Origin of the sequence: Micromonospora pisi, assembly GCF_003633685.1 — a bacterium.
Lineage (GTDB): Bacteria > Actinomycetota > Actinomycetes > Mycobacteriales > Micromonosporaceae > Micromonospora_G > Micromonospora_G pisi.
Genome location: NZ_RBKT01000001.1, coordinates 5,169,691 through 5,195,314, shown reverse-complemented (window position 1 = coordinate 5,195,314; position 25,624 = coordinate 5,169,691). Strand labels below are relative to the sequence as shown.

Below are 25,624 nucleotides of genomic sequence, written 5' to 3'. Positions count from 1 at the left end.
TCCGGCGCGGGGCCGGGACAGAGCGGGGGTACACCCACCGGTGTCACCGGTGGGTGTACCCCCGTAACTCTGGAACGCTCAGGCCTTCGGCGTCAGGTTGACGTCGATGAGCTGCTCCGGGGTCAGACCCGGCGGGATAGCACCGGCACCCTGGAGGATCGCGATGCTCCGGGACACCCGGGCGATGTCGATCGTGCCGACCGCCGCACCCGAACCGGCGGAACGGACGAACGACGCCATCAACTCGGTCTCGGCGGCAGCCGGCGCGGCAGCCGCGGTCGGGACGTTCTTGTTCAGGATCTGACCGGTTTCGGTGGGGTTGTCGATGCTCGCGACCAGCCCCTTGATCAGCGCGGCGGTGAACCGCTTGACCTTCTCCGGGTCTTCCTTGGCAATCTTGCTCGAGGTGATCAGCACGTTGCCGTACAGGTCGGTCATCACGTCGCTGTACGGCAGCACGACGGCCTTCTTGCCCTTCGCCGCCGCCTCGACCGTGGGCTTGCCCACGACGAACTGGCCGATGCCCTGAGCGGCGCCGCCGGCCAGCAGGCCGATCAGGCCCGCCGGGTCGCCGTCACGCCAGGTGACCTTCTTCGCGTCGACGCCAGCGAGCGTGGCGTAGGTCGGGAACAGGTTGCGCACCACGGAGCTGGGGCTGTCGACGAGCGTCTTGCCCTCGAGGTCCTTCGGGGTGGTGATGCCCTTGTCGTCGAGGGTGATGATGGCCGCCATGGTCCGCTGCTGGATGCCGGCGACGACCGTCACCTCCTTGGCCTCGGGGCTGCCGGTGCCCCGCGCCTGCAGGATGCCGGTGAGGTCGAGCGGGGTGAACATCGCGGTGCCGGTGGCGACCGCCTTGAGGTTGTTCAGGGTGCCACTGCCGGGCTTGATGTCAACGTCGAAGCCGGCCTCCTTGAAGTACCCCTTGTCCTTGGCCACGTACGCGTACGCGTCCCGGCCGAAGTTGGCGAAGGAGGTCAGGTACGTGACCTTCTCCAGCGTCTTGCCGTCACCGGAACCACCGGCACTGTTGGAGTCGTCCGCGCCGCTGCAGCCGCTCGCGATGGCCAAAGTGCTGGCCAGGGCGGCGACGGCGATCGTACGAGTCAGCCTTTTCATGAACACCATTTCCTTTCGACCGGCGGCTTTTCGACCGACGGAGGGGGGCCGTTTGGGGCGGGGCGGCTCGGGGCCGGGGGGTGGGCGCCGTGCCGTGGGTAAGGAAACTTCGCGGGCACAGCGTACGAGAACCCCACCTTTGCCCCGCCAGGCATGTCATGTTGCGGAACGGAAACAAACTGGATTCGCCCCCCGGTCTGTCCGTACGTCGACAATCCGGATAACCTGGCACGGCTGTTGACCTGCTGACGCTGGATGGGGAGCCTCCGGATGATCCGACTAGCGGGAGTGTCCCGCACCTTCACGGGCCGATCGGGCACTGTGGAGGCGCTCCGAGGCATCGATCTGGACGTGGCCCAAGGCGAATTCGTGGCGATTGTCGGTCGTTCCGGTTGCGGAAAGTCCACTTTGCTCCGACTTATCGCTGGACTACTTCCGCCGACCGAGGGCGAGATCACAGTCGCCGGTGAGCGGGTCACCAAGACCCGTCGCGATATCGCGATGCTCTTTCAACGCCCCGCACTGCTGCCGTGGCGCACAGTGCTGGACAACGTACTGCTGCCGGTGGAGATCTTCGGCTGGCGCCGCGCGAGTCACCGGGCCCGCGCCATGGAGCTGCTCGAGATGGTCGGGCTGGGTGGCTTCGAGAAGCGGCTGCCACACGAACTCTCCGGTGGGATGCAGCAGCGGGTTTCACTCTGCCGTTCACTCATCGGCAATCCGCGGGTAATGCTCATGGACGAACCGTTCTCCGCCCTCGACGCCCTCACCCGTGAGGAACTGTCGGTGGAACTGCAGCGGGTGCACATGGAGAACGCCGCAACGATCGTCTTCGTCACCCACTCGATCGACGAGGCGGTACTACTCGCCGACCGGGTGATCGTGCTGAGCCCACGCCCGGGTCGCCTCCGCAAGGTGGTCGACATCAACATTCCGCGGCCACGGAGCCTGGGCCGAAACGCCCACCTCGAAGAGGTCGCCCGTTGCAGCGCGGATCTGCACGAACTTCTGATGGAGCGCGATTCCCCGGCAACGGCCGGAGTGAAAGGTCACTGACGTGCGAGTATCCATCTTCACCGAGCCGCATCGCGGCGCCACCTACGACGATCAACTTCGAATGGCCCGGCTCGCCGAGGACAGCGGGTTCGAGGGCTGGCTCCGCGCGGACCACTACCAGGCGATGGGCGCGGACCTCGGTCTGCCCGGCCCGACCGACGCCTGGATCACCCTGGCCGGTCTGGCCCGGGAGACCTCCCGGATCAGGCTCGGCACCCTGGTCACCTCGTCCACCTTCCGGCTGCCCGGCCCGCTGGCCGTGATCGTCGCCCAGGTGGACCAGATGAGCGGCGGCCGGGTCGACCTCGGCATCGGAGCCGGCTGGTACGAGCGGGAACACCTCGCGTACGGCATCCCGTTCCCGCCCGTCGGCGAGCGGTTCGGTCGGCTGGCGGAGCAACTTGCCGTGGTGACCGGTCTCTGGCGTACCCCGGTCGGCGAGCGCTTCACCCACCAGGGTGAGCACTATCAGCTCGTCGAGGCGCCCGCCCTGCCCAAGCCGGTGCAGGTGCCGGGCCCGCCGATCATCATCGGTGGCAAGGGCCTCAAGCGGACCCCGGCGCTGGCCGCCCGCTACGCCCACGAGTTCAACATGCCGTTCAAGTCGGTCAAGGAGACCGCCGAGGCGTACGAGCGGGTCCACGCGGCGTGCGCGCGGGTGGACCGGGCCGCGAACGGACTGGACCCGCTGGTGCTCTCCGCCGGCATCGTGGTGGCGATCGGCCGGAACGAGGCCGAGGCCCAGCGCCGCGCCGCACCACTGCACGAGAAGAGCGCCCTGCCGCCGGAGGACCCGGTAGTCGGTTCGCCGGCCCAGCTGGTCGAGCGGATCGGCGAGTTCGCGGAGATCGGCACCGGTCGCGTGCACCTGCGGCTGACCGATCTGCATGACCTCGACCACCTGGAACTCATCGCCAGCGAGGTGCTGCCCCAGATCGGCGCCTCCCGCTAGCGGGCCGCCGAAGTAGTGGCCGACGCGCTGCCGTCAGGGTGGCGATCGGACCCGACGCGCCGTAACCTGCCCCGCATGGCCTTTCGGACCTGGGGCAGGGTGCTGCTCGTCGCACTCGGCGTCGGCGTACTCGCCGGAGCGGGCCAACTCGGCTTCGCGTACGGCTTCGGCATTCTGCGATTCGCCCGTACCTTCGACGCGACCACGGCCAGCCACTGGACCGCGCAACTCACCTGGGTGGGTTGGTTCACCATGGTGGCCGCGGTCGTCGGGGCGGTGGTCGCGGACCGGCTGGCTCGGCGGTACGACTACCGTCCCACCCTCGCCACCCGGTTGGCACTGGCCGCCGCCGCCGCGCTCGGCGCAGGTTCCGTCGCCCCGCTCTCCATGCAACCGGCCCGCGCCGCGGAGGTGGCCTCGGTCGACCCGGTGCTCGCCACCGGTCTGGTCGCCGGGCTGGGCGCGCTGGTCGGGCTCGCGACGGCGCTGGCAGCCCTCAGCCAGTCCCCGATCAGCTGGAACATCGCCACGCTGACCGGCGGGATCTGGCTGTTGGCGCTGATCTCGGTGATGCCGTCACTGGGACCGACCGACCCGCTGCCCGCCGTACGCCTCGGGGTGCCCGACCCGGCCTGGCTCGGCGCCGGTACGACCCAACGGCTCGCGGTCGTGACGATGCCGGCGCTGGCCCTGGTCGCCGGCGCGGTCAGCGGCGCGTTGGCCCGCTTCCGGGGACACCCGACCGTGGTCGTCGCCAGCACCGGCGCGGTCGGCCCGGCGCTGCTCGCCCTGGCCTATCTCACCGCCGGTCCGGGCGACTCCAGCGACAAGTACCAGGCGGCGCCCTACTGGGGTGCGCTGGTCGCGGTCGGAGCGGGCGCCCTCGGTTCGGTGCTCGCCGCGGTGATGCGCTGGCCACTGACCACGGAGACGGCCGCGTCGAGCCCGCTGGAACCGACCGAGATCCTGCAACGGGTACGCGCCGCCCAGCCGGCCGCCGCCACGCCGGACCGCTCGGGCGAGACCTGGACCGACGGATCCACCGGCTCACCGTTCGAGGCGTCCACCGACCAGCCTTACGAACCAGCGCACGAAGCGTCGAGCGACCAGCCTTACGGAGCAGCGCACGAAACGCCTGGCGACCTTCCCGTCGGGTCACCGAGCGACACGTCGGGCGACGAACCGGTCGGTTCACCGGCCAGCCTGTCGACGGCGGGGCGGACCGACCGCGCCACCGAGTCCTGGGCCACCGCCGCGACCGGAACCTGGGTCGAGTCCACGGCCGGCCGCGAACCGGAGCCCCGGACGGTCGACCCGACCAGCGTTCCGGCTCAGCGCGGGCCGAGCGAGACCGACCTCGACCCCTCCCGTCCCTCCTCGCTCGACGCCAGCGGAGGCCGGGACGCCAGCAGAGGCCGGGAGACCGACGGAGGCCGGGAGACCGACGGAGGCCGGGAGACCGACGGAGGCCGGGAGACCGACGGAGGCCGGGAGACCGACGGAGGCCGGGACGCCACCGGAGGCCCGGCCGAGGTTCACGAGCGCACCCCGTCCACGGAGCCGGGCTGGCCGGTGACGGCGAGCGACCCGGGCGCACCGGAACGTACGACCGCGTCCAGCACACCGCGTACGCGGGTCGAGGCGGTCCAGGACGAGATGCCGACGACGCCATCGGTGCCGACAACGCCGCCAGCACCGCCGGTCCGCCGACCGGAACCGGAATGGGCCGACCCGACCCTCGCCACCCTGGCCACCTCGGACTACTGGCCGGCCACCGCCGATCCGCACAAGCCGTTCGAGGAACGTACCGAGAATGGTTGGAACGCCTTCGCGGCCGGAAACCGGAGCAGTTCCAGCGGACCCGCCGCCTCCGCGCCGCCGGTTCGTCCGAACCGGGCCGGCTCCGACGTCGGCGCCGAGCGGGAGACGGATCGGACCGAGACCCCTAGGCCGATCTCCCCTGCCGCCTCCATCACCCCGGAACCGGTGAACACCGCCAAGCCCTTCACCACCCCGGAACCGGTCAGCACCGCCAAGCCTTTCACCACCCCGGAACCGGTCAGCACCGCCAAGCCCTTCACCACCCCCGAACCGGTCAGCACCGCCAGGCGGACCCCGCCGGAACCGACCAGCGCCCCGAAGCGGGTCACGCCGGTCAGCACCGGCCAGCGCCCCGCACCGGCGGAGCCGGCCGCGAACACGGAACGGACCACACCGCAGGTGCCGATCTTCGCCCCCGTACGGTTCACCCCTTCCGAACCGGTCGCCAACACCGGGCCGGCGTTCGCCGCCGAGCCCTCCGGCGAGCCCGCACCGGTACGCCGGGACACCGCATCCGTGCACCCGGAGCCCGCAGCGGTACACCGGGAGCAGGAACGGCCGACCAGGTCGTGGGAGACGGAGCAGGCCGAGACGGAGACCGATCGGACGCCCGTGGCGGAGACCGAACCCCCGGCGGAGCAACCAGCCGAGGAACCAGCCGAGGAGAAGGTCGAAGAGAAGGCGGCCCGGCCCCGACGTGGCCTGTTCCGACGCAACCGGCAGACCGGCAACGGCGGCGAATCCGAACCGGGTGGCCCGGACAACGCCCCGGCCGAAGCCGCGTCGCAGCGTGAGCCGCGTGGACGGGGTCGTACGGAGCGCCCGGTCCCGGAGACCGACGAGGAGTACGTCGACTGGGTCAGCGGCCTGGGTGCACCCGCTGCCGAGGAGAGCGCGTCCCGCGACGGCGGCACGCGGCGCACTCTCCGCTCCTCCGGCCGCCACCACGCCGACTAGCCCCACCCGTACCTCGATCGATCATGAAGTTGGCGCGTCTTCCGTGACCGGGAGACGCGCCAACTTCATGATCAACTCAACGGGCGGCGGAGCGGGGACGATGCCGCGGAGGGCGGTAGGTCAGGCGAGCGGCAGGTAGACCTTGCCACCGGACTCGACGAACTCGGTCGACTTGTCCTGCATGCCGCGCGCGGCGTACTCCTTCAGCTCCTGAGTGATCTTCATGGAGCAGAACTTCGGCCCGCACATCGAGCAGAAGTGCGCGGTCTTCGCCGGCTCGGCGGGGAGCGTCGCGTCGTGGTACGCCCGCGCGGTCTCCGGGTCGAGCGAGAGGTTGAACTGGTCCTCCCAGCGGAACTCGAACCGCGCCTTGGACAACGCGTTGTCCCAGTCCTGCGCCCCCGGATGCCCCTTCGCCAGGTCGGCGGCGTGCGCCGCGATCTTGTACGCGATCACGCCGGCCTTGACGTCGTCCCGGTCCGGCAGCCCCAGGTGCTCCTTCGGGGTGACGTAGCAGAGCATGGCGGTGCCGAACATGCCGATCATCGCGGCGCCGATCGCCGAGGTGATGTGGTCGTACGCGGGCGCGATGTCGGTCGTCAGTGGACCGAGGGTGTAGAACGGGGCCTCCTGGCAGAGTTCCTGCTGGAGGTCGACGTTCTCCTTGATCTTGTGCATCGGCACGTGCCCCGGGCCCTCGATCATCACCTGGACGTCGTACTCCCAGGCGATCTTCGTCAACTCGCCGAGGGTACGCAGCTCGGCGAACTGCGCCTCGTCGTTGGCGTCGGCGATCGAGCCCGGACGCAGTCCGTCGCCGAGGGAGAAGGTGACGTCGTACCGGGCGAGGATCTCGCACAGCTCCCGGAAGTTGGTGTAGAGGAAGTTCTCCTGGTGGTGCGCCAGACACCAGGCCGCCATGATCGAGCCGCCCCGGGAGACGATGCCGGTGACCCGCTCGACCGCCAGCGGCACGTACCGCATCAGCACCCCGGCATGCACCGTCATGTAGTCGACGCCCTGCTCGGCCTGCTCGATGACGGTCTCCCGGAACACCTCCCAGGAAAGCTTGACCGGGTCCCCGCCGACCTTCTCCAGAGCCTGGTAGATCGGCACGGTGCCGATCGGGACCGGCGAGTTGCGGACGATCGCCTCCCGCGTCTCGTGGATCCGCTTGCCGGTGGAGAGGTCCATCACCGTGTCCGCACCCCAGCGGGTGGCCCAGGTGAGCTTCTCCACCTCCTCCGCGACCGACGAGGTGACCGCCGAGGTACCGATGTTGGCGTTCACCTTCACCAGGAAGCGACTACCGATGATCGCCGGTTCCACCTCGGGGTGGTTGACGTTGAGCGGGAGCACCGCGCGTCCCCGGGCGATCTCGTCACGTACCAGCTCGGCGGGGAGGTTCTCCCGGACCGCGACGAACTCCATCTCCGGCGTGACGATCCCGGCCCGGGCGTACGCCAACTGGGTCGGCCGGCGCCCGTCCACACCGGCGAGCGGGGTGCCGGCACCACGTACCGGTGCCACGTCACCTCGCTCCGCGATCCACGGTCCGCGCAGCGCCGGCAGGCCGACCTCCGGGTCGCTGCCGGGACCGGAGGTGTCGTACAGCCGTACCGGCGGGTTCTCCCCGGCCAGCTCCACCTCGGCGAACGGGACCCGGATGTCCGGCCGCGATCCCTCCACGTACACCTTGCGACGAGCCTGCATAGCAAAACCTCCTGCTAATCAGCGGGACCAACCGAAGTGGTCCAGCGGTCCATGGCCGGTGCCCAACTTCCAGTCGCGCCCACCGGCGAGCGCGCGGGCGACGTACTCCTTGGCGAAGACAACCGCGGCCGGCACCTCGTCACCGAGCGCGATCCGGGCCGCGATCGCGGCCGAGAAGGAGCAGCCGGTGCCGTGGGTGTTGCGGGTGGCCACCCAGGCCCCGGGGAGCAGCCTGGGCTCGCCGTCGGTCCAGTGGACGTCCACCGCCTCGCCCGCACCGGTGTCCTCGTCACCGCCGCCGGTGACCACCACGTGACGGGGACCTCGTGCGGCGATCTGCGCGGCGGCGGCGATCATCTCGTCGACCGTGGTCACCGGGCGTCCGACGAGCGCCGCGGCCTCCTCCCGGTTCGGCGTCACGACCAGCGCGTACGGCAGCAGCCGCTCCACCGCGGCGACCACGCCGAGCCGGTGCCCGCTGGTCGAGACGAGCACCGGATCGACCACCAGGTTCGGCAGCAGCCCGGCGCGGGCGTGTGCCGCCACCGTGTCCGCGACCGACTCGGTGCCGAGCATGCCGGTCTTGGTCGCCTGTACGGGCAGGTCGGTCAGGACCGCATCGAGCTGTGCGGTGACCAGGTCGGCCGGGGTCGGCAGGACCGCGCGTACCTCACGGGTGTTCTGTGCCGTGAGCGCGGTGATCACCGAGGTCCCGTAGACACCGAGCGCCGCGAAGACCTTCAGATCAGCCTGGATGCCGGCCCCGGCACCGGAATCGGAACCGGCGACGGTGAGCACCACCGGCGGGGTCACCGGTGACCCTCCCCGGTGGCGCGGATGAGTCGGGCGACCAGTTCGGTGGGATCGTCAGCGCCCATCACCGCGCCCATCACCGCCACCCCGGCCGCGCCCGCCACCACGCAGGCGGCGACCTGTTCGGCGTCGGAGACTCCGCCGAGCGCGAGCACCGGGACCGACGTACGCCGGGCCAGCCGCGCCAGGCCGACCGGCCGCAACGGCGGGCCGTAACCGGGTTTCGACCGGCTGGGGAAGACCGGGGAGAGGGTCACGTAATCCTCCGTGGTGAGGCGGAGCAGTTCCGCCGCGTCGTGGCAGGAGCGACCGACCAGGGGCAGTTCGGGCGGGGGGTACGGTCCGGCCGACGCCAGGTGCACCGCGTTTCCGCCGAGCGGGTCGGGTCCGGCCACCAGCAGCGTCCCGCCGGCCGGGGCGAGGATCAGCCGCAGTTCCTCGGCGAGCGCCAACCGCTCGTCGCGGGGCAGGTCCTTCTCCCGGAGCAGGACCCAGCGGGCACCGCCGGCCACCGCCGCCCGCACCACCTCGGGCAGCGGGGCACGGGCCAGGCGTCGGTCGGTGACGACCACCAGCCCGTTCGGCACTCCCGCTCGCCGTACCGGTGCCCACCCGCTGGTGTCCGGGCCCGGTCGACGTACCGGAGCGGTCACAGCTCCGGCCGCCCCTCGTCGGGGCTGGAGGCGAGCGCGTGGAATCGTCGTGGGATGCGCCCGGCCCGCGCGGCGAGCCAGCCCCCCTCGACGGCGTACCGCATGGCGGTGGCCATCCGTACCGGCTCGGCGGCCCGGGTCACGGCGCTGGCCAGCAGCACCCCGTCGCAGCCCAGTTCCATGGCGAGCGCAGCGTCGGAGGCGGTGCCGATGCCGGCGTCGAGGATGACCGGCACCTCCACGTTCTGCCGGATCAGCCGGATGTGGTGCGGGTTGCCGATGCCGAGGCCGGAGCCGATCGGCGCACCGGCGGGCATCACCGCGGCGCAGCCCGCCTCGGCGAGCCGCCGGGCCAGCACCGGATCGTCGCTGGTGTACGGCAGCACGGTGAAGCCGTCGGCGACGAGCTGGTCGGCGGCGTGCAGCAGTTCGACCGCGTCGGGCAGCAGTGTCCGGTCGTCGCCGATCACCTCCAGTTTCACCCACGAGGTGTCGAACGCCTCGCGGGCGAGCCGGGCGACCTTGACCGCCTCGGCGGCGGTGTAACAACCGGCGGTGTTCGGCAGCAGTCGTACGCCGCACCGGTCGAGCACGTCCAGCAGCCCGCCGTGCATGGTGGCGGCGCTGTCGACCCGGCGCAGCGCGACGGTGACCAGTTCGGTTCCGCTGGCCCGGATCGCCTGCTCCAGCACGTGCAGGTTGGCGGCACCGCCGGTGCCGAGGATCAGCCTCGACCCGAACGTCTCCCCACCCAGCTCGAACGGGGTGGTCGCCGGTACGGTGCCCCGCCCCGGTTCCTGTTGCGACATCGGGCTCAGCCGCCCTGGGCAGCGGTCAGCACCTCGACGCGGTCCCCGGCGTGCAGCACCGCCGCCGGCCAGCCGGCTCGGGGCACCACCTCGCCGTTCACCGCGACCGCCACCCCTCGGCTCTGTCCGGTCACCGTGGCGACCAGTTCGGCGACGGTCACGCCACCGGGCAGTCTGTGGTCCGTACCGTTCACGGTCAGCTCCACCGAAACCTCACCCTCTCCGCTCACCGGATCTCCTCTCTCGCCGGTCCGGACGCCGCCAGCCCGGGATGTGCCAGCTCGCGATTTGCCAGCTCAGGATGTGCGAGCCCAGGTTCCGCCAGCTCGGGTCCGTCCCACCCGGGTCCGGTCAGCCCTGGTGCCGACCGGTACCCGTCGAAACGGTCCGGGGAGAACGGGGCCAGCACCGGATCGGGTACGCCACTGGCGAGCAGGTCGACGACGAGGTCCGCGGTCACCGGGGTCAGCAGGATGCCGTGCCGGTAGTGCCCGGTCGCGACGACCACCTGGGGGCGTCCGGCCAGTGGGCCGATGAGCGGGGCGTTGTCGGGCGTACCGGGTCGGTGCCCGGCGACCGCCTCGACCAGTTCGTACTCGGCGAGTTCCGGCACGAGTTCGGTCGCCGCGTGGAGCAGGTCCCGTACGCCGCCAGCGGTGACCGTGGTGTCGCCGCGCTCCTCGACGGTCGCGCCGACGACGACCTCGCCGTCGTGCCGGGGCACCAGGTAGACCGAGCGGCCGTCGGCGTACCCCCGGATCACGTGCCGGAAGCCGGGCGCCTCCCCGCCGGGAGCGCGGAGCCGGAGGATCTGTCCCTTCACCGGCCGAATCGGCAGCCCGGTCAGCTCGGCCGCGCCACAGCCGGCGGCGACCACGACGGTGCCGGCGTCGATCTCGTCGAGCCCACGAACGGTCGACGGCACGAACACCACACCGGCGCTCTCGGCCGCCGTACGCAGGGCGGCGACCAGCCGTCGGGGGTCGACCTGGTGGTCGTCGGGGGCGTGTGCGCCGCCGCGTACGCGGGGTGCGAGCAACGGTTCCCGGTCGTGTAGTTCGGTGGCGTTCAGCGCGGTGATCGGCAGCCCGAGCCCCTGCTGGTACGACCAGAGCCGACGCGCCTCGGCGAGGTCGTCGGCGGTCCGGCCGACCACCAGCGTGCCCTCGGTGCGGAAACCCAGTTCGGCGCTGCCGGCGAGTCCGGCGGCGGCGGCGACCTCGACGGCGAAGTCGGGCCAGCGGGCGGCGGAGTCGAGCAGCAGTCGGGTCAGCTCCTCCTCACCGAAGGATGCCTCGGCGACCGGGGCGAGCATGCCCGCCGCCACCGCGGAGGCCCCGCTGCCGGGACGGGGGTCGTGCAGCAGCACCCGCATCCCCCGCGACGCCGCCCGCCACGCCACGGCCAACCCGATCGGCCCACCCCCCACCACCGCCACATCCGCCCGCCGGGCGGTAAGGAAGGGCCCCCTGTTATCGGATTCCGTTGTATAGGGGCCCCCTCCTAACATGTCGGGGCTCCGGTGCGGCCGAGTGCGGCGAGCAGTTCGGTGGTGGCCCGGGAGGGGTCGGCGGCGCCGGAGAGGGCACCGACCACGGCGACGCCGTACGCCCCGGCGGCGAGCAGCGCCGGCACCCGCTCGGCGGTCACCCCACCGATCGCGATGACCGGTACGCCCACCGCCTCGACGACCCGTCCGACACCTGCCGGCCCGATCGGTTCCGGCAGCCCGTCCTTGGTGGTGGTGGCGTAACAGGGGCCGACACCGAGGTAGCTGGCGCCGTCGGCGACGGCGTCGAGGGCGGTGGCGGGGTCCCGGGCGGTGGCACCGAGCAGCGCGTCCGGCCCGAGCACCCGCCGGGCGGCCGCGACCGGCAGGTCCAGTGCCCCGACGTGCCCTCCGGCGGCGTGCACCGCGAGCGCCACGTGCAGCCGGTCGTTGACCAGGCAGGTCGCACCGGCCGGGGTGCAGAGTTCGACGATCCGACCGGCGAGGTCGTACGCCTCGCGGTCGGTGGCGTCGTCCTCGACGCGTACCTGGACCACGAGTTCGGGGCCGGCGACGGCCAGTGCGGCACGTACCGTGGCGATCGGATCACGCCCGGTACGGGTGTCGGTGATGAGATGCAGTCGTCCCAGTGCGGGCACGGCAACGCTCCTCCCTGCGCCGGCATTACCCGGATCAGGTTCGACGGTCGGGGGCTTCGAGCCCCCCTCTCAGCCCGGTTCACCGGACTCCCGTGGGTTACTTGTCGACCACACTACGACGGCGGACCCGATCCGCCAAGAGGGTCACGCGTCACAGGGGCCCGTCGGGGCGGGCGAACGCACTCGCCGCCACCCCGGCGTGACCCTCGGCCAGCGACCAAAAGGCCGTCGAACGGGCTCCGGTTTTGTCTGTCCTATCCGGAAGATCCACCTCGGTTACCCAACCGTTACCCGATTTGGCTTGTTGCTGTATTGCCCGTCCCGCGTCGACCAGCATTAATTTGTTCAGCGACAAGACAAATTTCGGCGGTGCGGCCACGGCGGGCCAACCCGGCGAAACCCACACCCCCGAACCGGTCTTCGGCGAGCCGGCCGGGGATCCCCCGTTGTCCTCATCGGACGAAGGAGATCCTTCGTGTCAAGACCTCGCCCGCGCCGTGCGATGCGCGGCGCCCTCAGCCATGCGCTGCTGAGTCTCGCGGTCGCCGTCACCTCGACGGCGACCGCACTCGTAGCAGCCCCAACCGCGGCACAGGCCGCACCGGCCGCCGCGGCGGCCGATCCGTACTCGGTGCTGGTCTTCTCCAAGACCGCCGGGTTCCGGCACGGCTCCATTCCCTCCGGCATCGCGGCCATCCAGCAACTCGGGGCGGCGAACGGATTCACCGTCGACGCTACCGAGGACGCGACCGCGTTCAACGACGCCAATCTCGCCAACTACAAGGCCGTGATCTGGCTCTCCACCACCGGTGACGTGCTCGACGACACCCAGCAGGCGTCGTTCGAGCGGTACGTCAAGGCCGGCGGCGGCTACGTCGGCGTCCACGCCGCGTCCGACACCGAGTACAACTGGCCGTGGTACGGCGGACTGGTCGGCGCGTACTTCAACGCGCACCCGGCGAACCAGCAGGCCACGGTCAAGGTCGAGGACCCGGCGCACCCCTCCACGGCCGGGCTGCCGGACAAGTGGTCCCGCTTCGACGAGTGGTACAACTTCCGGACCAACCCGCGCGCGAACGTGCACGTGCTGGCCAGCCTGGACGAGCGGAGCTACACCCCGGGCACCGGCGCGATGGGCGCCGACCACCCGACCGCCTGGTGCCAGGAGTACGACGGTGGCCGTGCCTGGTACACCGGAGGTGGCCACACCAACGAGTCGTACGCGGAACCGGAGTTCCTCACCCACCTGCTCGGCGGCATCGAGACCGCCGCGGGTGTGGTGGACGCCGACTGCAGCGCCTCGAAGACCAGCAGCTTCGAGAAGGTGTCGCTGGACAGCAACACCAACAACCCGATGGAGCTGGACATCGCCCCCGACGGGCGGGTCTTCTACGTCGAGCGCGACGGCCGGATCCAGATCATCAAGCCGGACACCGGCACCACCGTCACCGCGGTCACCCTGCCGGTCTTCACCGGCAACGAGGACGGCCTGCTCGGTATCCAGCTCGACCCGGGCTTCGCCACCAACAAGTGGGTGTACGTCTACTACGCCCCCGCCGGTGGGGCGGCCCGTAACTACCTCTCCCGGTTCACGGTCGAAGGCGACACCATCGACCCGGCCACCGAGAAGGTCGTGCTCCAGGTCCCGACGCAGCGCAACACCTGCTGCCACGCGGGCGGCAGCATCACCTTCGACAGCCAGGGGAACCTGTACCTGGCGCTCGGTGACAACACCAACCCGTTCGAGTCGGACTCCTTCACCCCGATCGACGAGCGGCCGGGCCGGCAGGACTACGACGCGCAGCGTTCCTCGGGCAACACCAACGACCTGCGCGGCAAGGTGCTCCGGATCCACCCGGAGAACGACGGCACCTACACCGTTCCGGTGGGCAACCTCTTCCCGCCGGGCACCGCGCAGACCAAGCCCGAGATCTACGCGATGGGCTTCCGGAACCCGTTCCGGATCGGCGTCGACCCGGAGACCAACACCCTGTACGTGGGTGACTACGGACCGGACGCCGGTGCCGCGAACCCGAACCGTGGTCCTGAGGGCACGGTCGAGTGGAACATCGTCACGCCGGGCAACTACGGCTGGCCGTACTGCCACGGTGCGAACTACGCGTACAACGACTGGACCTTCCCGTCCGGGCCGAGTGGGGCGAAGTTCGACTGTGCCGCACCGGTGAACAACTCGCCGAACAACACCGGTCTGACCAACCTGCCGCCGGCCATCTCGGCCACGGTCGACTTCGACTACAGCGGCAACCCGCTGTATCCGGAGATCGGCGGCGGCGGTGCGCCGATGGGCGGCCCGGTCTACCGGTACGACGAGAACCTGAACTCGGAGCGGAAGTGGCCGGCGTACTACGACGGCAAGGCGCTGCTCGGCGAGTGGAACCAGAACAAGATGTACACCATGCAGGTCAGTGCCGACGGCAAGTCGCTGGTCGACATCAACCAACTGCTGACCGGCATGACCATGTTGCGGCCGATGGACTTCGAGTTCGGTCCGGACGGGGCGCTGTACCTGATCGAGTGGGGTACCGGCTTCGGCGGCAACAACGACAACTCGGGCATCTACCGGATCGACTACATCGCCGGTGAGCGGTCGCCGATCGCGGTGGCAAACGCCGAGCCCGCGTCGGGTCCGGCGCCGTTGGCGGTGCAGTTCTCCAGCGCCGGGTCGCGTGACCCGGACGGTGGCGCACTGACGTACGCCTGGAACTTCGGCGACAACGCCACCTCGACCGAGGCGAACCCGTCGCACACCTACGCGGCGGCGGGCAACTACAACGCGCAGCTCACGGTCACCAACCCGAAGGGGCGGACCGCGGTCGCGAACATACCGGTCACGGTCGGCAACACCGCGCCGACGGTCGCCATCGAGTTCCCGCCGGACGGCGGCTTCTTCGAGTGGGGCGACCTGGTCAAGTACAAGGTCAACGTGACCGACCCGGAGGACGGCACGATCGACTGTGACCGGGTGGTGCTGCAGTACTACCTCGGCCACGACCAGCACGCGCACCCCCTGCAGTCGTACACCGGCTGCGAGGGTTCGGTCCAGACGCTGCTCGCCTCCGGGCACGGCGCCGAGGCGAACGTCTTCGGTGTGTTCGAGGCGGTCTACACCGACGGCGGCGGCGCCGGCGGTTCGCACGCCCTGACCGGGCGGGCGATCGAGCAGCTCCAGCCGAAGCGCAAGCAGGCGGAGTACTTCTCCGCCACCGGCCGGCTGGCCGGCAGCACCAGCTCGGGTGACCCGGGTGTGGCGCGGCAGGCGACCAGCGACCCCGCTGGCGGCTTCGAGAACATCGGCTTCATCGAGGCCGACGACTGGTGGACCTTCGACCCGGCGAACCTGACCGGCATCGACTCGCTCCGGTTCCGCGCGGCCTCGGCCGGCGGCGGCGGGCGGATCGAGGTCCGCGTCGGCGCACCGGACGGCCCCACGGTCGCCACGGCCGACGTACCGAACACGGGTGGTTGGCAGACCTACGTCGACGTCACCGCCGACGTGACCACGCCGAGCACCGTCAGCGGTCCGCTCTACTTCGTGGCCCGCAACCCGGTCGGTTCCAACGGGACCGGCGCGATCATCAACGTGAACTGGGTCGACTTCCTCGGCCGGGGTGTCACCGACAACGCCCCGCCGGTCGTCACCGCCGCAGCGAACCCGACCGCCGGCGTCGCGCCGGTGGCGGTCGCCTTCACGAGTACGGCGACCGACCCGGAGAACGACGCCCCGTTCACGTACGCGTGGGACTTCGGTGACGGCGGTACGGCGAACACCGCCAACGCCAACCACACGTACACCGTGGCGGGCAACTTCACCGCCACCCTGACCGTGACCGACGCCCGTGGTGCCTCCACCAGCGTCTACGTCCCGGTCCAGGTGACCGCGCCGAACACGTCCTGCTTCGGGGCGCGCTCGGACGACTTCACCGGCACCTCGCTGGACAAGTCGCGCTGGTCGACCGTGATCCGGGAGAACCAGCTCTACTCGGTCGCCAACGGCAACCTGGTGCTGCCGACCGCGGTCGGCGACCTGTACAGCGGCACGAACAACGCCACCAACGTGGTGCTCCAGCCGGCCCCGAACGGAGCCTGGCAGGCGACCACCAAGGTGACGCTGAGCGCGACCGCCAACTACCAGCAGGCAGGGCTGATCCTCTACGGCGACGACGCGAACTACGCCAAGCTGGACCTGCTCTACGGCGACAGTCGCAAGATCGAGTTCATCCGGGAGACCGCCGGTACGCCGCGCAACGAGGCCGCCGACGCCATCCCGGCACCGGCCGGTCTGGGTGACACGTTCTACGTGCGCCTGATCAGCGACGGCACCAACCTGACCGCGGCCTTCTCGGCCGACGGCCAGACCTTCGTCCCGGTCGGCCGCTCGACCCCGATCGCCGGGATCGAGAACCCGAAGGTGGGGCTGTTCGCGCTGAACGGCAACACCACCGCCCCGGTGGTGGACGCGCTGTTCGACTGGTTCCAGCTCTCCCCGGACGAGCCGGCCGGCCCGGTTGTGCCGTCCGACGAGTTCACCGGCACCAGCCTGGACAAGTGCAAGTGGAACGCGATCGTCCGGGAAGACCCGGCCGGATACCGGGTGACCGGTGGTGGCCTGCAGATCGACGTACCGAACGGCGACATCTACGGAGCCGGCGGCACCCCGCCGTCGAACTTCATGCTGCAGAACGCGCCGGCCGGTGACTGGACGATCGAGACCAGGATCGACGGCAGCCAGTTCAACGAGCAGTACCAGCAGGGCGGTCTCATCGTCTACGGCGACGACGACAACTACCTCAAGCTGGACTACATCGCCGACAACCAGGCGGGTCAGCCGCTGACCCGGCGGATCGAGTTCCGCAGCGAGATCGCCGCGGCGGTGCAGGATCCGCAGCCGAACGCCGGCGACCTGACCCAGGGGATCTGGCACCTGCGGCTGACCAAGGCGGGCACGACGTACACCGCGTCGTACTCGGCGAACGGGACCGACTGGACGGTGTTGGGGAGCCTGACCAACGCGGCCGTGGGCGCCACGCCCAAGTTCGGCCTCTTCACCCTCGGCGCGGCCCAGCAGGCGTCGAAGCCGGCGACGTTCGACTACTTCCGGGTGGGCACCACGGTCGAGGACTCGACCGCACCGGTGACCACCGCGGCGGTGGCCGGTACGCCGACCGGTGGCTGGTACAACGGCGCCACCACGGTCACCCTGACCGCCACCGACAACGCCGGTGGCAGCGGAGTGGCCGGCACCGAGTACCAGCTCGACGCGGGCACCACCTGGACCGCCTACACCGAGCCGATCCTGGTCTCCGGTGACGGCGCCCACCAGGTGCGGTTCCGCTCCACCGACGAGGCCGGCAACGCCGAGGAGGCGAAGAGCGTCGACGTGAAGATCGACGCCACCGCGCCGGTGACCTCGGCGACCTTCGCACCCCCGAGCGACAGCGGTTGGCACGCCGGGACCATCCCGGTGACGTTGGCCGCCCAGGACGCGGGTGCGGGTGTCAGCAAGCTGGAGTGGTCGCTCGACGGCGGCCCCTGGACGCCGTACACCACGGCGGTCAGTGTCAGCGGCGACGGGCAGCACGAACTGCTGTACCGGGCCACCGACGCGGCCGGCAACGCCGAGACGCTGAAGTCGGCCGTACTGAAGATCGACGGCACCAAGCCCACCGTCCTGGTCTCCGGTCTCGCCGACGGCCAGCTCTACGGCGACAGTGCCGACGTACGGGTCTCCTGGCAGGCGGTCGACCCGACCTCCGGTCTGGAAGCCACCATCGGCACCCTGGACGGCCAGCCGTACCAGAACAACACCCTGCAGGCCCTCTACGACCTTCCGCTGGGTCTGCACGAACTGACCGTGACCGCCACCGACAAGGCCGGCAACCAGACGACCTCTTCGGTGCGGTTCTTCGTCACCACCTCGTTCCGGGACATGCAGAACCTGATCGACCGGTTCAAGGCCACCAACCGGCTCTCCGTCAAGGCCCACAAGCAGCTGACCAACAAGCTGACGGCGGTCCGCGACTCCGAGGCGGCGGGTGACGACAAGCGGGCGGTTCAGCAGTTGACCGCGTTCAAGGCGCTGGTGGCCGACACGGCTCTGGTCACCGACGCCGACGTACGCGGCGTACTGACCCGGGACGCGGACGCCATGATCGTCCGGCTCGGTGGCACCGCCACCAAGGCCGGTGTGAAGGCCAACGCCGACAAGCCCGTCCAAGGGGCGGGACGTCTCGCTGAGGACCCGACCCGGATCAAGCCGGGCGGCAAGCTCTAACCCTCGGTTCCACCCGTACCACCGCACCAGCACCCGGGGCGGCCGGCCATCCAGGCCGGCCGCCCCGGCGTACCACCACCCTCTCCCCACCGCACCGTGATTCGCGACAGCACAGCCACTGCCGCCGAACCGCTCCGACCACGCACACTGGAGCTGGTGGCACCGCACCGGGTGTTGGCGCGTCGAAAGGAAACTCTGATGCGAACCCTGCGAGTCCTGCTCGCCGCGCTGGCCCTCGTACCGATGCTGTTCCTCGCCGCGGCCCCGGCCGCCGCGCGCGACGGCAAGCTCAACCTCCAGGTCGCGGGCGACGGTGCTACCGGGGTGACGATCCGGGCCAGCTACGCCGACGGCCACGAACTGGAGACGCTGGTCCGGTTGGTCCTCAAGGCGACCAGCACCAGCGGCGACACCATCGGGCCGATCCAGCTCAACCCCTCCGGCGAGGGGCAGGGTTTCTACACCAGCGGACCGGTCCTCTCCCCCGGCCGCTGGCAGGTCACGGTCAGCGCACCCGCGCCGACCCCGGCCGAGGTGACGGTCGCCGTCGAGGCCAAGGCCGAACAGACACCGCCGAAGCCGGCACCCGGCAACCCGGTCGCGCTGCCCGAGAAGACCGGGATCAGCCGCGGCGTGTGGTGGCTGATCGGCGGCGCGCTGCTGATCGCCGCCGCCGGCTCGGCCGTCCTGCTCGCTCGCAGCCGTAACAGTTGACCGATGGCGCCACGTCGTTCCCAACCCGCCGTAGTCGGTCGCGGCCTCGGCGGGCAGCTCCGAGAACTACGCGTACGCCGACGGCTGAGCCTGCGTGAGGTGGCAGCCGAACTCGACTGGCCACCGTCCCGACTGTCCCGACTGGAACACGGCCGACAACACGTACGGGTCGAGGACGCGACCGCCCTGCTGGTCATCTACCGGGTCACCGGGGAGGAGCGGGAGGCGCTGCTCGGGCAGGTCGAGCGGGTCACCGAGCCCCGCTGGTGGGAAGCGGCGGCCGGCCTCTCCGACGAATCCCGCACGTTGATCCACCTCGAAGCCGAGGCGACCACCATCATCGGCTGCGAGCCGTTGCTGGTCCCCGGCCTGCTCCAGACCCCGGACTACACCCGGGCGGTGATGGAGTCCTGCGGTGTCCGCAAGGTCGACACCCCGCCCCGGATCGCCGCCCGGCTGGCCCGGCAGGCGATCCTCACCCGGGAGACCCCACCGGCGTTGCACGCCCTGATCGACGAGGCCGCGTTGCGCCGCCCGGTCGGCGGCAACCAGGTGATGGCGGAGCAGCTACGGCATCTGGTCACGGTGAGCGCCCGGCCGAACATCACCCTCCGGGTGGTGCCACTCGCCGCCGGTGCGCACACCGGGCTGGACGGTGCCTTCGCCCTGCTGGACTTTCCGCGCAACCGGTCCGTGGTCTATCTCGACCACAAGATCTCCGGCCTGTTCCTGGAGGAACGGCATCAGGTCGAGTTCTTCCGGCGGGAGGCGGTCCGGCTCGCGGAAGCGGCGTTGAGCCCGCTCGCGTCGGTAAACTTCATCGCCCGGGTCGCCAGCGAACACGAGCGGAAGTGAGGCCGCGATGACTGGTACGCCGCGCCCGGAGACCGACTGGCGCAAGTCCAGCCGCAGCGGCTCCAACGCGAACTGCGTCGAGGTTGCCGACCTGACCGGCCCGGCCGCTGTGGTCGGCGTACGCGACTCGAAGGACCCGAGCGGGCCGGTGCTCCTCTTCGCCGCGCCTGCCTGGTCGGCGTTCCTGGCCTCGCTACGCCACCAGCCGCGTTGACCGGGGCCCGGGGCAGTTCATGCCCCGGGCCCCTTCGAACGTCCCGAGCAACGATCAGCCGGTGCCGGGGAACGGTCAGAGAATGGCGCGCAGTGCGACCAGGTCGTCTGCGGAGGGCTGCCAGCCACCGGCGGCGGCATTCGCCCGCGCCTGCTCCGGAGTGGTCGCACCCGCGATCACCGAGGTGACCGCCGGCTGCGCGGCCAGCCCGCCGATCGCCACCTGCAACGGGGTCAGGCCCCGCTCGGCGGCGTACTTCTCGATCGCCTCGATCGCGTCCCACGGTGCGGCGGCGAGCCGCTCCGCGTACCGGCCACCACCGGAGAGTCGGCTGCCTTCCGGGGCCTGCTCCCCGCGCTTGTACTTTCCGGTGAGCAGCCCGTTGGCGAGCGGGAAGAACGGCAGCAGCCCGAGGCCGAAGCGCTGGGCGGCCGGGACGATCTCGGTCTCGACGTGCCGCTCCACCAGGCTGTACTGGTTCTGGGCGCTGATGAACGGTGCGTAGCCCCGGGTACGGGAGATCCACGTCGCGTCGGCGATCTGCCAGCCGGAGAAGTTCGAGTTGCCCAGGTAGCGGACCTTGCCGGCGCGGACCAGGTCGTCGAGCGCGCTCAGCGTCTCCTCGATCGGCGTGCCCGGGTCGACCTCGTGCATCTGGTAGAGGTCGATGTGGTCGGTGCCGAGCCGGCGCAGCGACGCCTCGACAGCGCGGGCGATGTAGCGGCGGGCACCCCGCGCCCCGTGGTCGGGCCCGTTGGCACCGAGCATGTCCATGCCGAACTTGGTCGCCAGTACGACGTCGTCGCGCCGACCCTTCAGGGCCGCGCCGAGCTGCTCCTCGGACGCGCCCTTCGGGTCGCCGTAGATGTCGGCGGTGTCGAAGAAGTTGATTCCGGCTTCCAGGGCCGCGTCGACCACCGCCCGGGTGCCCTGTGCGTCCAGCTTCCGGCCGAAGTTGTTGCAGCCGATTCCGACGACGGACACCACGAGCCCGGAGTCGCCCAACCGGCGAAAGGTCATCTCAGTCACGTGATCAACCCTATGCTTCCCGACCAGGGGCGAGCAGGCCGATCCCAAGGTGGGAGAGCCCCTCCTTGGTGCCCAGGGCGCGTTTCCGACGCCTCAGCCGACGTCCCAGACCGGTTCCGGGGTCTCCACCACGTCACCATCGCCCCGGAAGAGCACAAAGCGGTCGAACGAACGGGTGAACCAGCGGTCGTGGGTGACCGCGATCACCGTCCCCTCGTACGCCCGCAGCCCCTCCTCCAGCGCCTCGGCCGAGGCGAGGTCGAGGTTGTCGGTGGGTTCGTCGAGCAGCAGCAGGGTCGCACCGGAGAGTTCGAGCAGCAGCACCAGGAACCGGGCCTGCTGGCCACCGGATAGGGTGCCGAAACGCTGGTCCCCCTGGGCGCTCAGCTCATAGCGACTGAGCGATGCCATGGCCGCGTGCCGGTCCATCCCGGAACGGTGGTCATCACCTCGCCAGAGGACCTCGACCAGGGTCTTCTCCGTCAGTTCCGGACGGTCGTGGGTCTGGGAGAAGTGACCGGGCCGGACCCGGGCACCGAGTCGGGCCACCCCGCCGTGCAGCACCGGCTTGAGCAGGTGCCCACCGTCGACCGGACCGTTCGCCGGGTCGGGGTCGGTGCCGCCCCGGGCGAGCAGCCGCAGGAAGTGCGACTTACCGGTCCCGTTGGCGCCGAGCACGGCGACCCGGTCGCCGTACCAGAGTTCCAGGTCGAACGGGTAGGTCAGCCCGTCCAGTTCGAGCTGCTCGCAGATGACCGCGCGCTTGCCGGTCCGGCCACCGGCGAGCTTCATCCGGATGTCCTGGTCCTTCGGCGGCACCGGAGGAGGCCCAGCCTCCTCGAACTTGCGCAGGCGAGTCTGCGCGGCCTGGTAACGCGAGGCCAGGCCGTCGTTGTACGCCGACTTCTGCTTGTACATCAGCACCAGCTCACGTAGCTTCTGGTGCTCCTCGTCCCAGCGGCGACGCAGCTCGTCCAGGCGGGCGTGCCGAGCCACCCGAGCCTCGTGCCAGCTACCGAAACCGCCCGGGTGCACCCAGGCGCTGCCGCCCTCGACCGCGACCACCCGGTTGGAGGTCTGGGAGAGCAGTTCCCGGTCGTGCGAGACGTAGAGCACCGACTTCGTCGATTCCCGAAGCCGTCCCTCCAACCACCGCTTACCCGGTACGTCGAGGAAGTTGTCCGGCTCGTCGAGGAGCAGCACCTCGTCGCTGCCGCGAAGCAGGATCTCCAGTGCGAACCGCTTCTGCTGGCCGCCGGAGAGGGTCCGCACGGGTCGGGTCCGGCTCTGTTCCCAGGGCAGGTCGAGCACGATGGTGGAGACGGTGTCGAAGAGGACCTCGGCGTCGTACCCGCCGGCCTCTCCCCAGGCGGCGAGCGCGTCCGCGTACGCCAGTTGGGCCTTGCCGGCGGCGGTGCTGTACTTGCCGCGCAGCTCGGCGGCGTGCAGTGCCGCCTCGGCGCCGGCCAGTCGGGCACCGGCCGACCGCAGCGCGGGCGCCGAGATGGAGAGGGCGAGGTCGTACAGGGTCGATTCGTCGCCGATCATGCCGATGAACTGGCGCATCACGCCGAGCCCACCGGAACGGGCGATACCGCCGGTCTTGCTGGCCAGGTCACCGGCGACCATGCGCAGCAGGGTGGTCTTCCCCGCCCCGTTCGGCCCGACCAGGGCCACCTTGGCACCCTCACCGACCCGGAACGACACGTCGGCGAAGAGTTCCCGGCCGTCCGGCAGCGTGTAGCCGACCCCGGCGACGTCTATGTAACCCACGCCGGCATCCTGCCCTCTCCGACCGGTACGGCGACAGCGACTTTCAGTGCGCGGGTGGCAGGCGTCACCGGGTGACCCGGAGCACCCGGTAGCCCTTCTGACTGGCCGGTCGCTCCACCTGCCAGCCCTGTTCCTCCAGCCACCGGTGCAACGAGTCGCCACCGAGGTGCCGGGCCACCACGAGCCAGCCGACGCCGTCCGGCGCCAGCCTCGGTAGCCAGCGGGCGAGCATCGTGTGCAGTCCGTCCTTGCCGATCCGGATCGGCGGGTTGGACCAGATCTCGGCGAAGGTGACGTCGTCGGGCACCTCGTCAGGGTCGGCCACCCGGACCCGGTCGCCGGCGCCGATCCGGGCCGCGTTCTCGGTGGCCAGGTCGCGGGCACGGGAGTTGACGTCGACCGCCCAGATCGTCGCCGCCGGTGCCGCGCTGGCCAGCACACAGGTGATCGGGCCGTAGCCGCAGCCCAGATCGAGCAGCGGGCCGGTGCTGCCGGCTTCGGGCAGGTCGGCCTTACGCAGCAGTACGGCGGTCCCGGGGTCGAGCCTGGTCGCGGAGAAGACCCCGCCGGAGGAGACCAGCGAGTAGTCCCGCCCGGCGGCCGAGAACTCGATCTCACGGCGGTCGGGGGCGGCACCGGGCTGGGGGGTGAAGTAATGGTCGCCGGTCACGCAACGCATTCTCGCGTACCGCCGGATTCACGTCGCACCCGTGGTCGCTCTTCACCGTACGCAGGGTTTCCTGCCCGAATGTCTGGTCTTTCACCTGGCGTGATTCATGGGGAGAGGCGCCAAATGAGACCTTTCCACTACCCTGAGCGACATGACGAACGGGGAGCGTTCCGGTCCCGGCGGGTGGTCCCCGTCCGGAGACCGCACCGCGAGCCGGGTACGACCCGGCCGGGATCGGCTGCCGTCCCAGGGATGGTCCAACCCGCACCCCGTTGCCGAGTACGACGAGCAGGAGGAGACCCCGCCCGCTCCCCGGTCGCCCGCGCACGGCGCCCTGACTCCTCCGGTACCGCCGCTGAGCCAAGCTCAGGGTGGGAACCGGCCGACCGCGCCGAGCCAGCGCCAGGCGGAGGAGCGTACCGCCGCCCCGGTCGGCCGCACCGGTGGCGAGCAACGGCGAGTGCCGCCACCGGGCGGGCGTTCCGGCCCGGCCTGGTTGCCGCCACCGACCCCGCGCCGGCTGGCTACGCCAGGTCCGCCGCCCCTGCCCAGCCAGCGGGTCGAGCCGGCCCGACGCGTGGACCCGGTCGAGCGCCCGCACCCGAGCCAGCCTGCCGACCGGCCCGCCGACCGGCCCCCGGCACAGCAACCATCGTTACGGCCGGCCCAGGGCCGGGCGGTGCCACCGCCCAGGACCGGGCCGGATCCGCTGCCACCGGATCCGCTGCCACCGGACCGGCTGCCACCGGACCGGGCCGCCGTCGACAGCAGCCCACGACCTCGCCCCACCTCCCGCTTCCCCGCACCCGCACTGGCGAGACCCGGGCAGTCTCCGCTCCCCGCGCCGCCGGGACAGGCACCGCCACCGCCCCGCCCCGCCGGATCGCCCAGAGGTCACCAAGCGGCTACCCGGCCGCCCAGGGGTCGCCAAACGGCTACCCGGCCGCCCAGGGACCGCCGACCGGCGTTCCGGTCGTACGCCCCCGAGCCGGCGTGGCCCAGGTCAGCGTCGCGCAGATCCGGGCCGGACAGATCAACACCGGACAGCTGCGCGCTTGGCGCGACGCGGCCGAACTTGACCGGGGACAGGGCACCGCGCAGGACCCGGCCCGCGCCCGCCCGGACCGGGCCGGCCCCAGGCAGGACCACACCCCGGGTCGGGGATCCGGCCCGGTCGGCACCCCGCCCGCATCCACCCGCCCGGACGGCACCCGGCCCGGTACCGCCCTGGTCCTCGCCCGACCCGGCACCGACCTGGCCCTCGCCGTCGGCCGGAACGGGCCTCCTCCGGTAGCGCCGCGCGACCAGAGGCGTACCTGGCTGTTCGTGATCGGTGGACTCGGCGCACTGGTCCTGCTCGCCGTCTGCGGGCTCAGCGCCTACTTCATGGTGGCCGACGAGCGGCAGGGCCGGGCCAGCCGAGAGACCGTCCCACCGGCGTCCACGACGCAGGCACGGGACATCGGCACTCGTACGGTCGACCCGGCGCCGCTGACCGAAGCGGAGGTCTTCCCCGCCGACGAGGTCCTGATCAATGCCGAAGAGACGCCGTACCAGGTGCTCAGGACGGAGGCGACGGACGACTGCGCTTCGGCCGCCTCCGGCGAGATCACCGGTCTCCTCGCCGAACTCGGCTGCGACCAGGTGGTACGCGGCACGCTGCGGTCACCGACCGGCGCGTACCTGGTCACCGCGGGCGTGTTCAACCTCGCCGACGCGACCGGTGCCGAGTGGGCGCACCAGCGGATCAAACCGATCGTGGACGGTGGCAAGGGTCGGTTCCAGGGCCTGGCCGCGGGCTCGGGCACCGAGGCGATCGCCCTCGCCTCCGCACAGGTCGGCTGGCACGTACGCGGTCACTTCCTGGTCTACTGCGTGATCGCGAAAACCGATCGGACGGCGATCGGCGACAACGACCCGTACGCGCGGCAGATCCTCTTCGACATGATCGAACTGCATCTGCGCGGTGGTGTCCTGGAACGGCGGGCGACCGCACCGGTGGAGTCAACGCTGGAAGCGAAGCCGGCGGCCTGAGT

Annotated in this window: 20 protein-coding genes and 1 riboswitch; of the genes, 8 read left to right on the top strand and 12 right to left on the bottom strand. The window is 71.1% G+C overall.

The features are described from left to right. Positions 1–78 precede the first annotated feature (78 nt). Positions 79–1,119: an ABC transporter substrate-binding protein gene (locus tag BDK92_RS22220; RefSeq protein ID WP_121162478.1), complete on the bottom strand. Its 1,041-nt coding sequence runs from the start codon at positions 1,117–1,119 to the stop codon at positions 79–81. 270 nt (positions 1,120–1,389) lie between these two features. On the opposite strand from BDK92_RS22220, the gene BDK92_RS22215 reads away from it, so the two are divergent. The 3 genes from BDK92_RS22215 to BDK92_RS22205 all read left to right on the top strand — a co-directional run bounded on the left by BDK92_RS22215 (position 1,390) and on the right by BDK92_RS22205 (position 5,905). Next, complete coding sequence (locus BDK92_RS22215; protein ID WP_121162477.1) at positions 1,390–2,175, top strand: ABC transporter ATP-binding protein; 786 nt, start codon at positions 1,390–1,392, stop codon at positions 2,173–2,175. A gap of 1 nt (position 2,176) precedes the next feature. Then, the gene (locus BDK92_RS22210; RefSeq protein ID WP_121158442.1) at positions 2,177–3,127 is read left to right on the top strand and encodes an LLM class F420-dependent oxidoreductase; all 951 of its coding nucleotides are present in this window, start codon (positions 2,177–2,179) and stop codon (positions 3,125–3,127) included. A gap of 75 nt (positions 3,128–3,202) precedes the next feature. After that, on the top strand, positions 3,203–5,905 hold the full coding sequence (locus BDK92_RS22205) for a hypothetical protein (RefSeq protein ID WP_121158441.1): 2,703 nt from the start codon (positions 3,203–3,205) through the stop codon (positions 5,903–5,905). Between the two features lie 120 nt (positions 5,906–6,025). Here BDK92_RS22205 and thiC read toward each other — a convergent pair whose 3' ends face one another. The 7 genes from thiC to thiE all read right to left on the bottom strand — a co-directional run bounded on the left by thiC (position 6,026) and on the right by thiE (position 12,041). Next, positions 6,026–7,618: a phosphomethylpyrimidine synthase ThiC gene (gene thiC, locus BDK92_RS22200; RefSeq protein ID WP_121158440.1), complete on the bottom strand. Its 1,593-nt coding sequence runs from the start codon at positions 7,616–7,618 to the stop codon at positions 6,026–6,028. Positions 7,619–7,636: 18 nt separating this feature from the next. Further along, positions 7,637–8,431 (bottom strand): bifunctional hydroxymethylpyrimidine kinase/phosphomethylpyrimidine kinase, encoded by a 795-nt coding sequence (gene thiD / locus BDK92_RS22195; protein WP_121158439.1) that lies wholly within the window; start codon positions 8,429–8,431, stop codon positions 7,637–7,639. Continuing rightward, positions 8,428–9,018, bottom strand: coding sequence for a thiamine phosphate synthase (locus tag BDK92_RS22190; RefSeq protein ID WP_121158438.1), 591 nt, complete (start codon positions 9,016–9,018; stop codon positions 8,428–8,430). The genes thiD and BDK92_RS22190 overlap by 4 nt, the downstream gene beginning before the upstream one ends. Positions 9,019–9,080: 62 nt before the next feature. Next, positions 9,081–9,893 (bottom strand): thiazole synthase, encoded by an 813-nt coding sequence (locus tag BDK92_RS22185; protein ID WP_121158437.1) that lies wholly within the window; start codon positions 9,891–9,893, stop codon positions 9,081–9,083. Positions 9,894–9,898: 5 nt separating this feature from the next. Further along, positions 9,899–10,099: a sulfur carrier protein ThiS gene (gene thiS, locus BDK92_RS22180; RefSeq protein ID WP_121162476.1), complete on the bottom strand. Its 201-nt coding sequence runs from the start codon at positions 10,097–10,099 to the stop codon at positions 9,899–9,901. A 20-nt stretch (positions 10,100–10,119) separates the two neighbouring features. Then, a complete protein-coding gene (thiO, locus tag BDK92_RS22175; protein ID WP_425462249.1) occupies positions 10,120–11,403 on the bottom strand; it encodes a glycine oxidase ThiO in 1,284 nt (427 codons plus the stop codon). Next, positions 11,397–12,041, bottom strand: coding sequence for a thiamine phosphate synthase (gene thiE / locus BDK92_RS22170; RefSeq protein ID WP_121158436.1), 645 nt, complete (start codon positions 12,039–12,041; stop codon positions 11,397–11,399). The genes thiO and thiE overlap by 7 nt, the downstream gene beginning before the upstream one ends. Then, a riboswitch (TPP riboswitch) is annotated at positions 12,036–12,145 on the bottom strand. (Overlaps the previous gene by 6 nt.) Positions 12,146–12,543: 398 nt before the next feature. On the opposite strand from thiE, the gene BDK92_RS22165 reads away from it, so the two are divergent. From BDK92_RS22165 to BDK92_RS22150, 4 genes are all read left to right on the top strand, one after another. Further along, entirely contained in the window at positions 12,544–18,333 is a 5,790-nt protein-coding gene (locus BDK92_RS22165) for a ThuA domain-containing protein (protein WP_121158435.1), read from the top strand. A gap of 198 nt (positions 18,334–18,531) precedes the next feature. Continuing rightward, entirely contained in the window at positions 18,532–19,047 is a 516-nt protein-coding gene (locus tag BDK92_RS22160) for a hypothetical protein (protein ID WP_121158434.1), read from the top strand. Positions 19,048–19,050: 3 nt separating this feature from the next. After that, positions 19,051–19,902: a DUF5753 domain-containing protein gene (locus BDK92_RS22155; RefSeq protein ID WP_121158433.1), complete on the top strand. Its 852-nt coding sequence runs from the start codon at positions 19,051–19,053 to the stop codon at positions 19,900–19,902. Between the two features lie 7 nt (positions 19,903–19,909). After that, a complete protein-coding gene (locus BDK92_RS22150; RefSeq protein ID WP_121158432.1) occupies positions 19,910–20,116 on the top strand; it encodes a DUF397 domain-containing protein in 207 nt (68 codons plus the stop codon). 75 nt (positions 20,117–20,191) lie between these two features. On the opposite strand, the gene BDK92_RS22145 is transcribed toward BDK92_RS22150, so the two are convergent. The 4 genes from BDK92_RS22145 to BDK92_RS38525 all read right to left on the bottom strand — a co-directional run bounded on the left by BDK92_RS22145 (position 20,192) and on the right by BDK92_RS38525 (position 24,377). After that, a complete protein-coding gene (locus BDK92_RS22145; RefSeq protein ID WP_121158431.1) occupies positions 20,192–21,136 on the bottom strand; it encodes an aldo/keto reductase in 945 nt (314 codons plus the stop codon). A gap of 102 nt (positions 21,137–21,238) precedes the next feature. After that, positions 21,239–22,918: an ABC-F family ATP-binding cassette domain-containing protein gene (locus BDK92_RS22140; protein WP_121158430.1), complete on the bottom strand. Its 1,680-nt coding sequence runs from the start codon at positions 22,916–22,918 to the stop codon at positions 21,239–21,241. Between the two features lie 64 nt (positions 22,919–22,982). Beyond that, the gene (locus tag BDK92_RS22135; protein WP_121158429.1) at positions 22,983–23,588 is read right to left on the bottom strand and encodes a class I SAM-dependent methyltransferase; all 606 of its coding nucleotides are present in this window, start codon (positions 23,586–23,588) and stop codon (positions 22,983–22,985) included. A 366-nt stretch (positions 23,589–23,954) separates the two neighbouring features. Continuing rightward, positions 23,955–24,377: a hypothetical protein gene (locus tag BDK92_RS38525; RefSeq protein ID WP_147457087.1), complete on the bottom strand. Its 423-nt coding sequence runs from the start codon at positions 24,375–24,377 to the stop codon at positions 23,955–23,957. Between the two features lie 204 nt (positions 24,378–24,581). On the opposite strand from BDK92_RS38525, the gene BDK92_RS22130 reads away from it, so the two are divergent. Beyond that, positions 24,582–25,622 (top strand): hypothetical protein, encoded by a 1,041-nt coding sequence (locus BDK92_RS22130; RefSeq protein ID WP_121158428.1) that lies wholly within the window; start codon positions 24,582–24,584, stop codon positions 25,620–25,622. Positions 25,623–25,624: the final 2 nt, after the last annotated feature.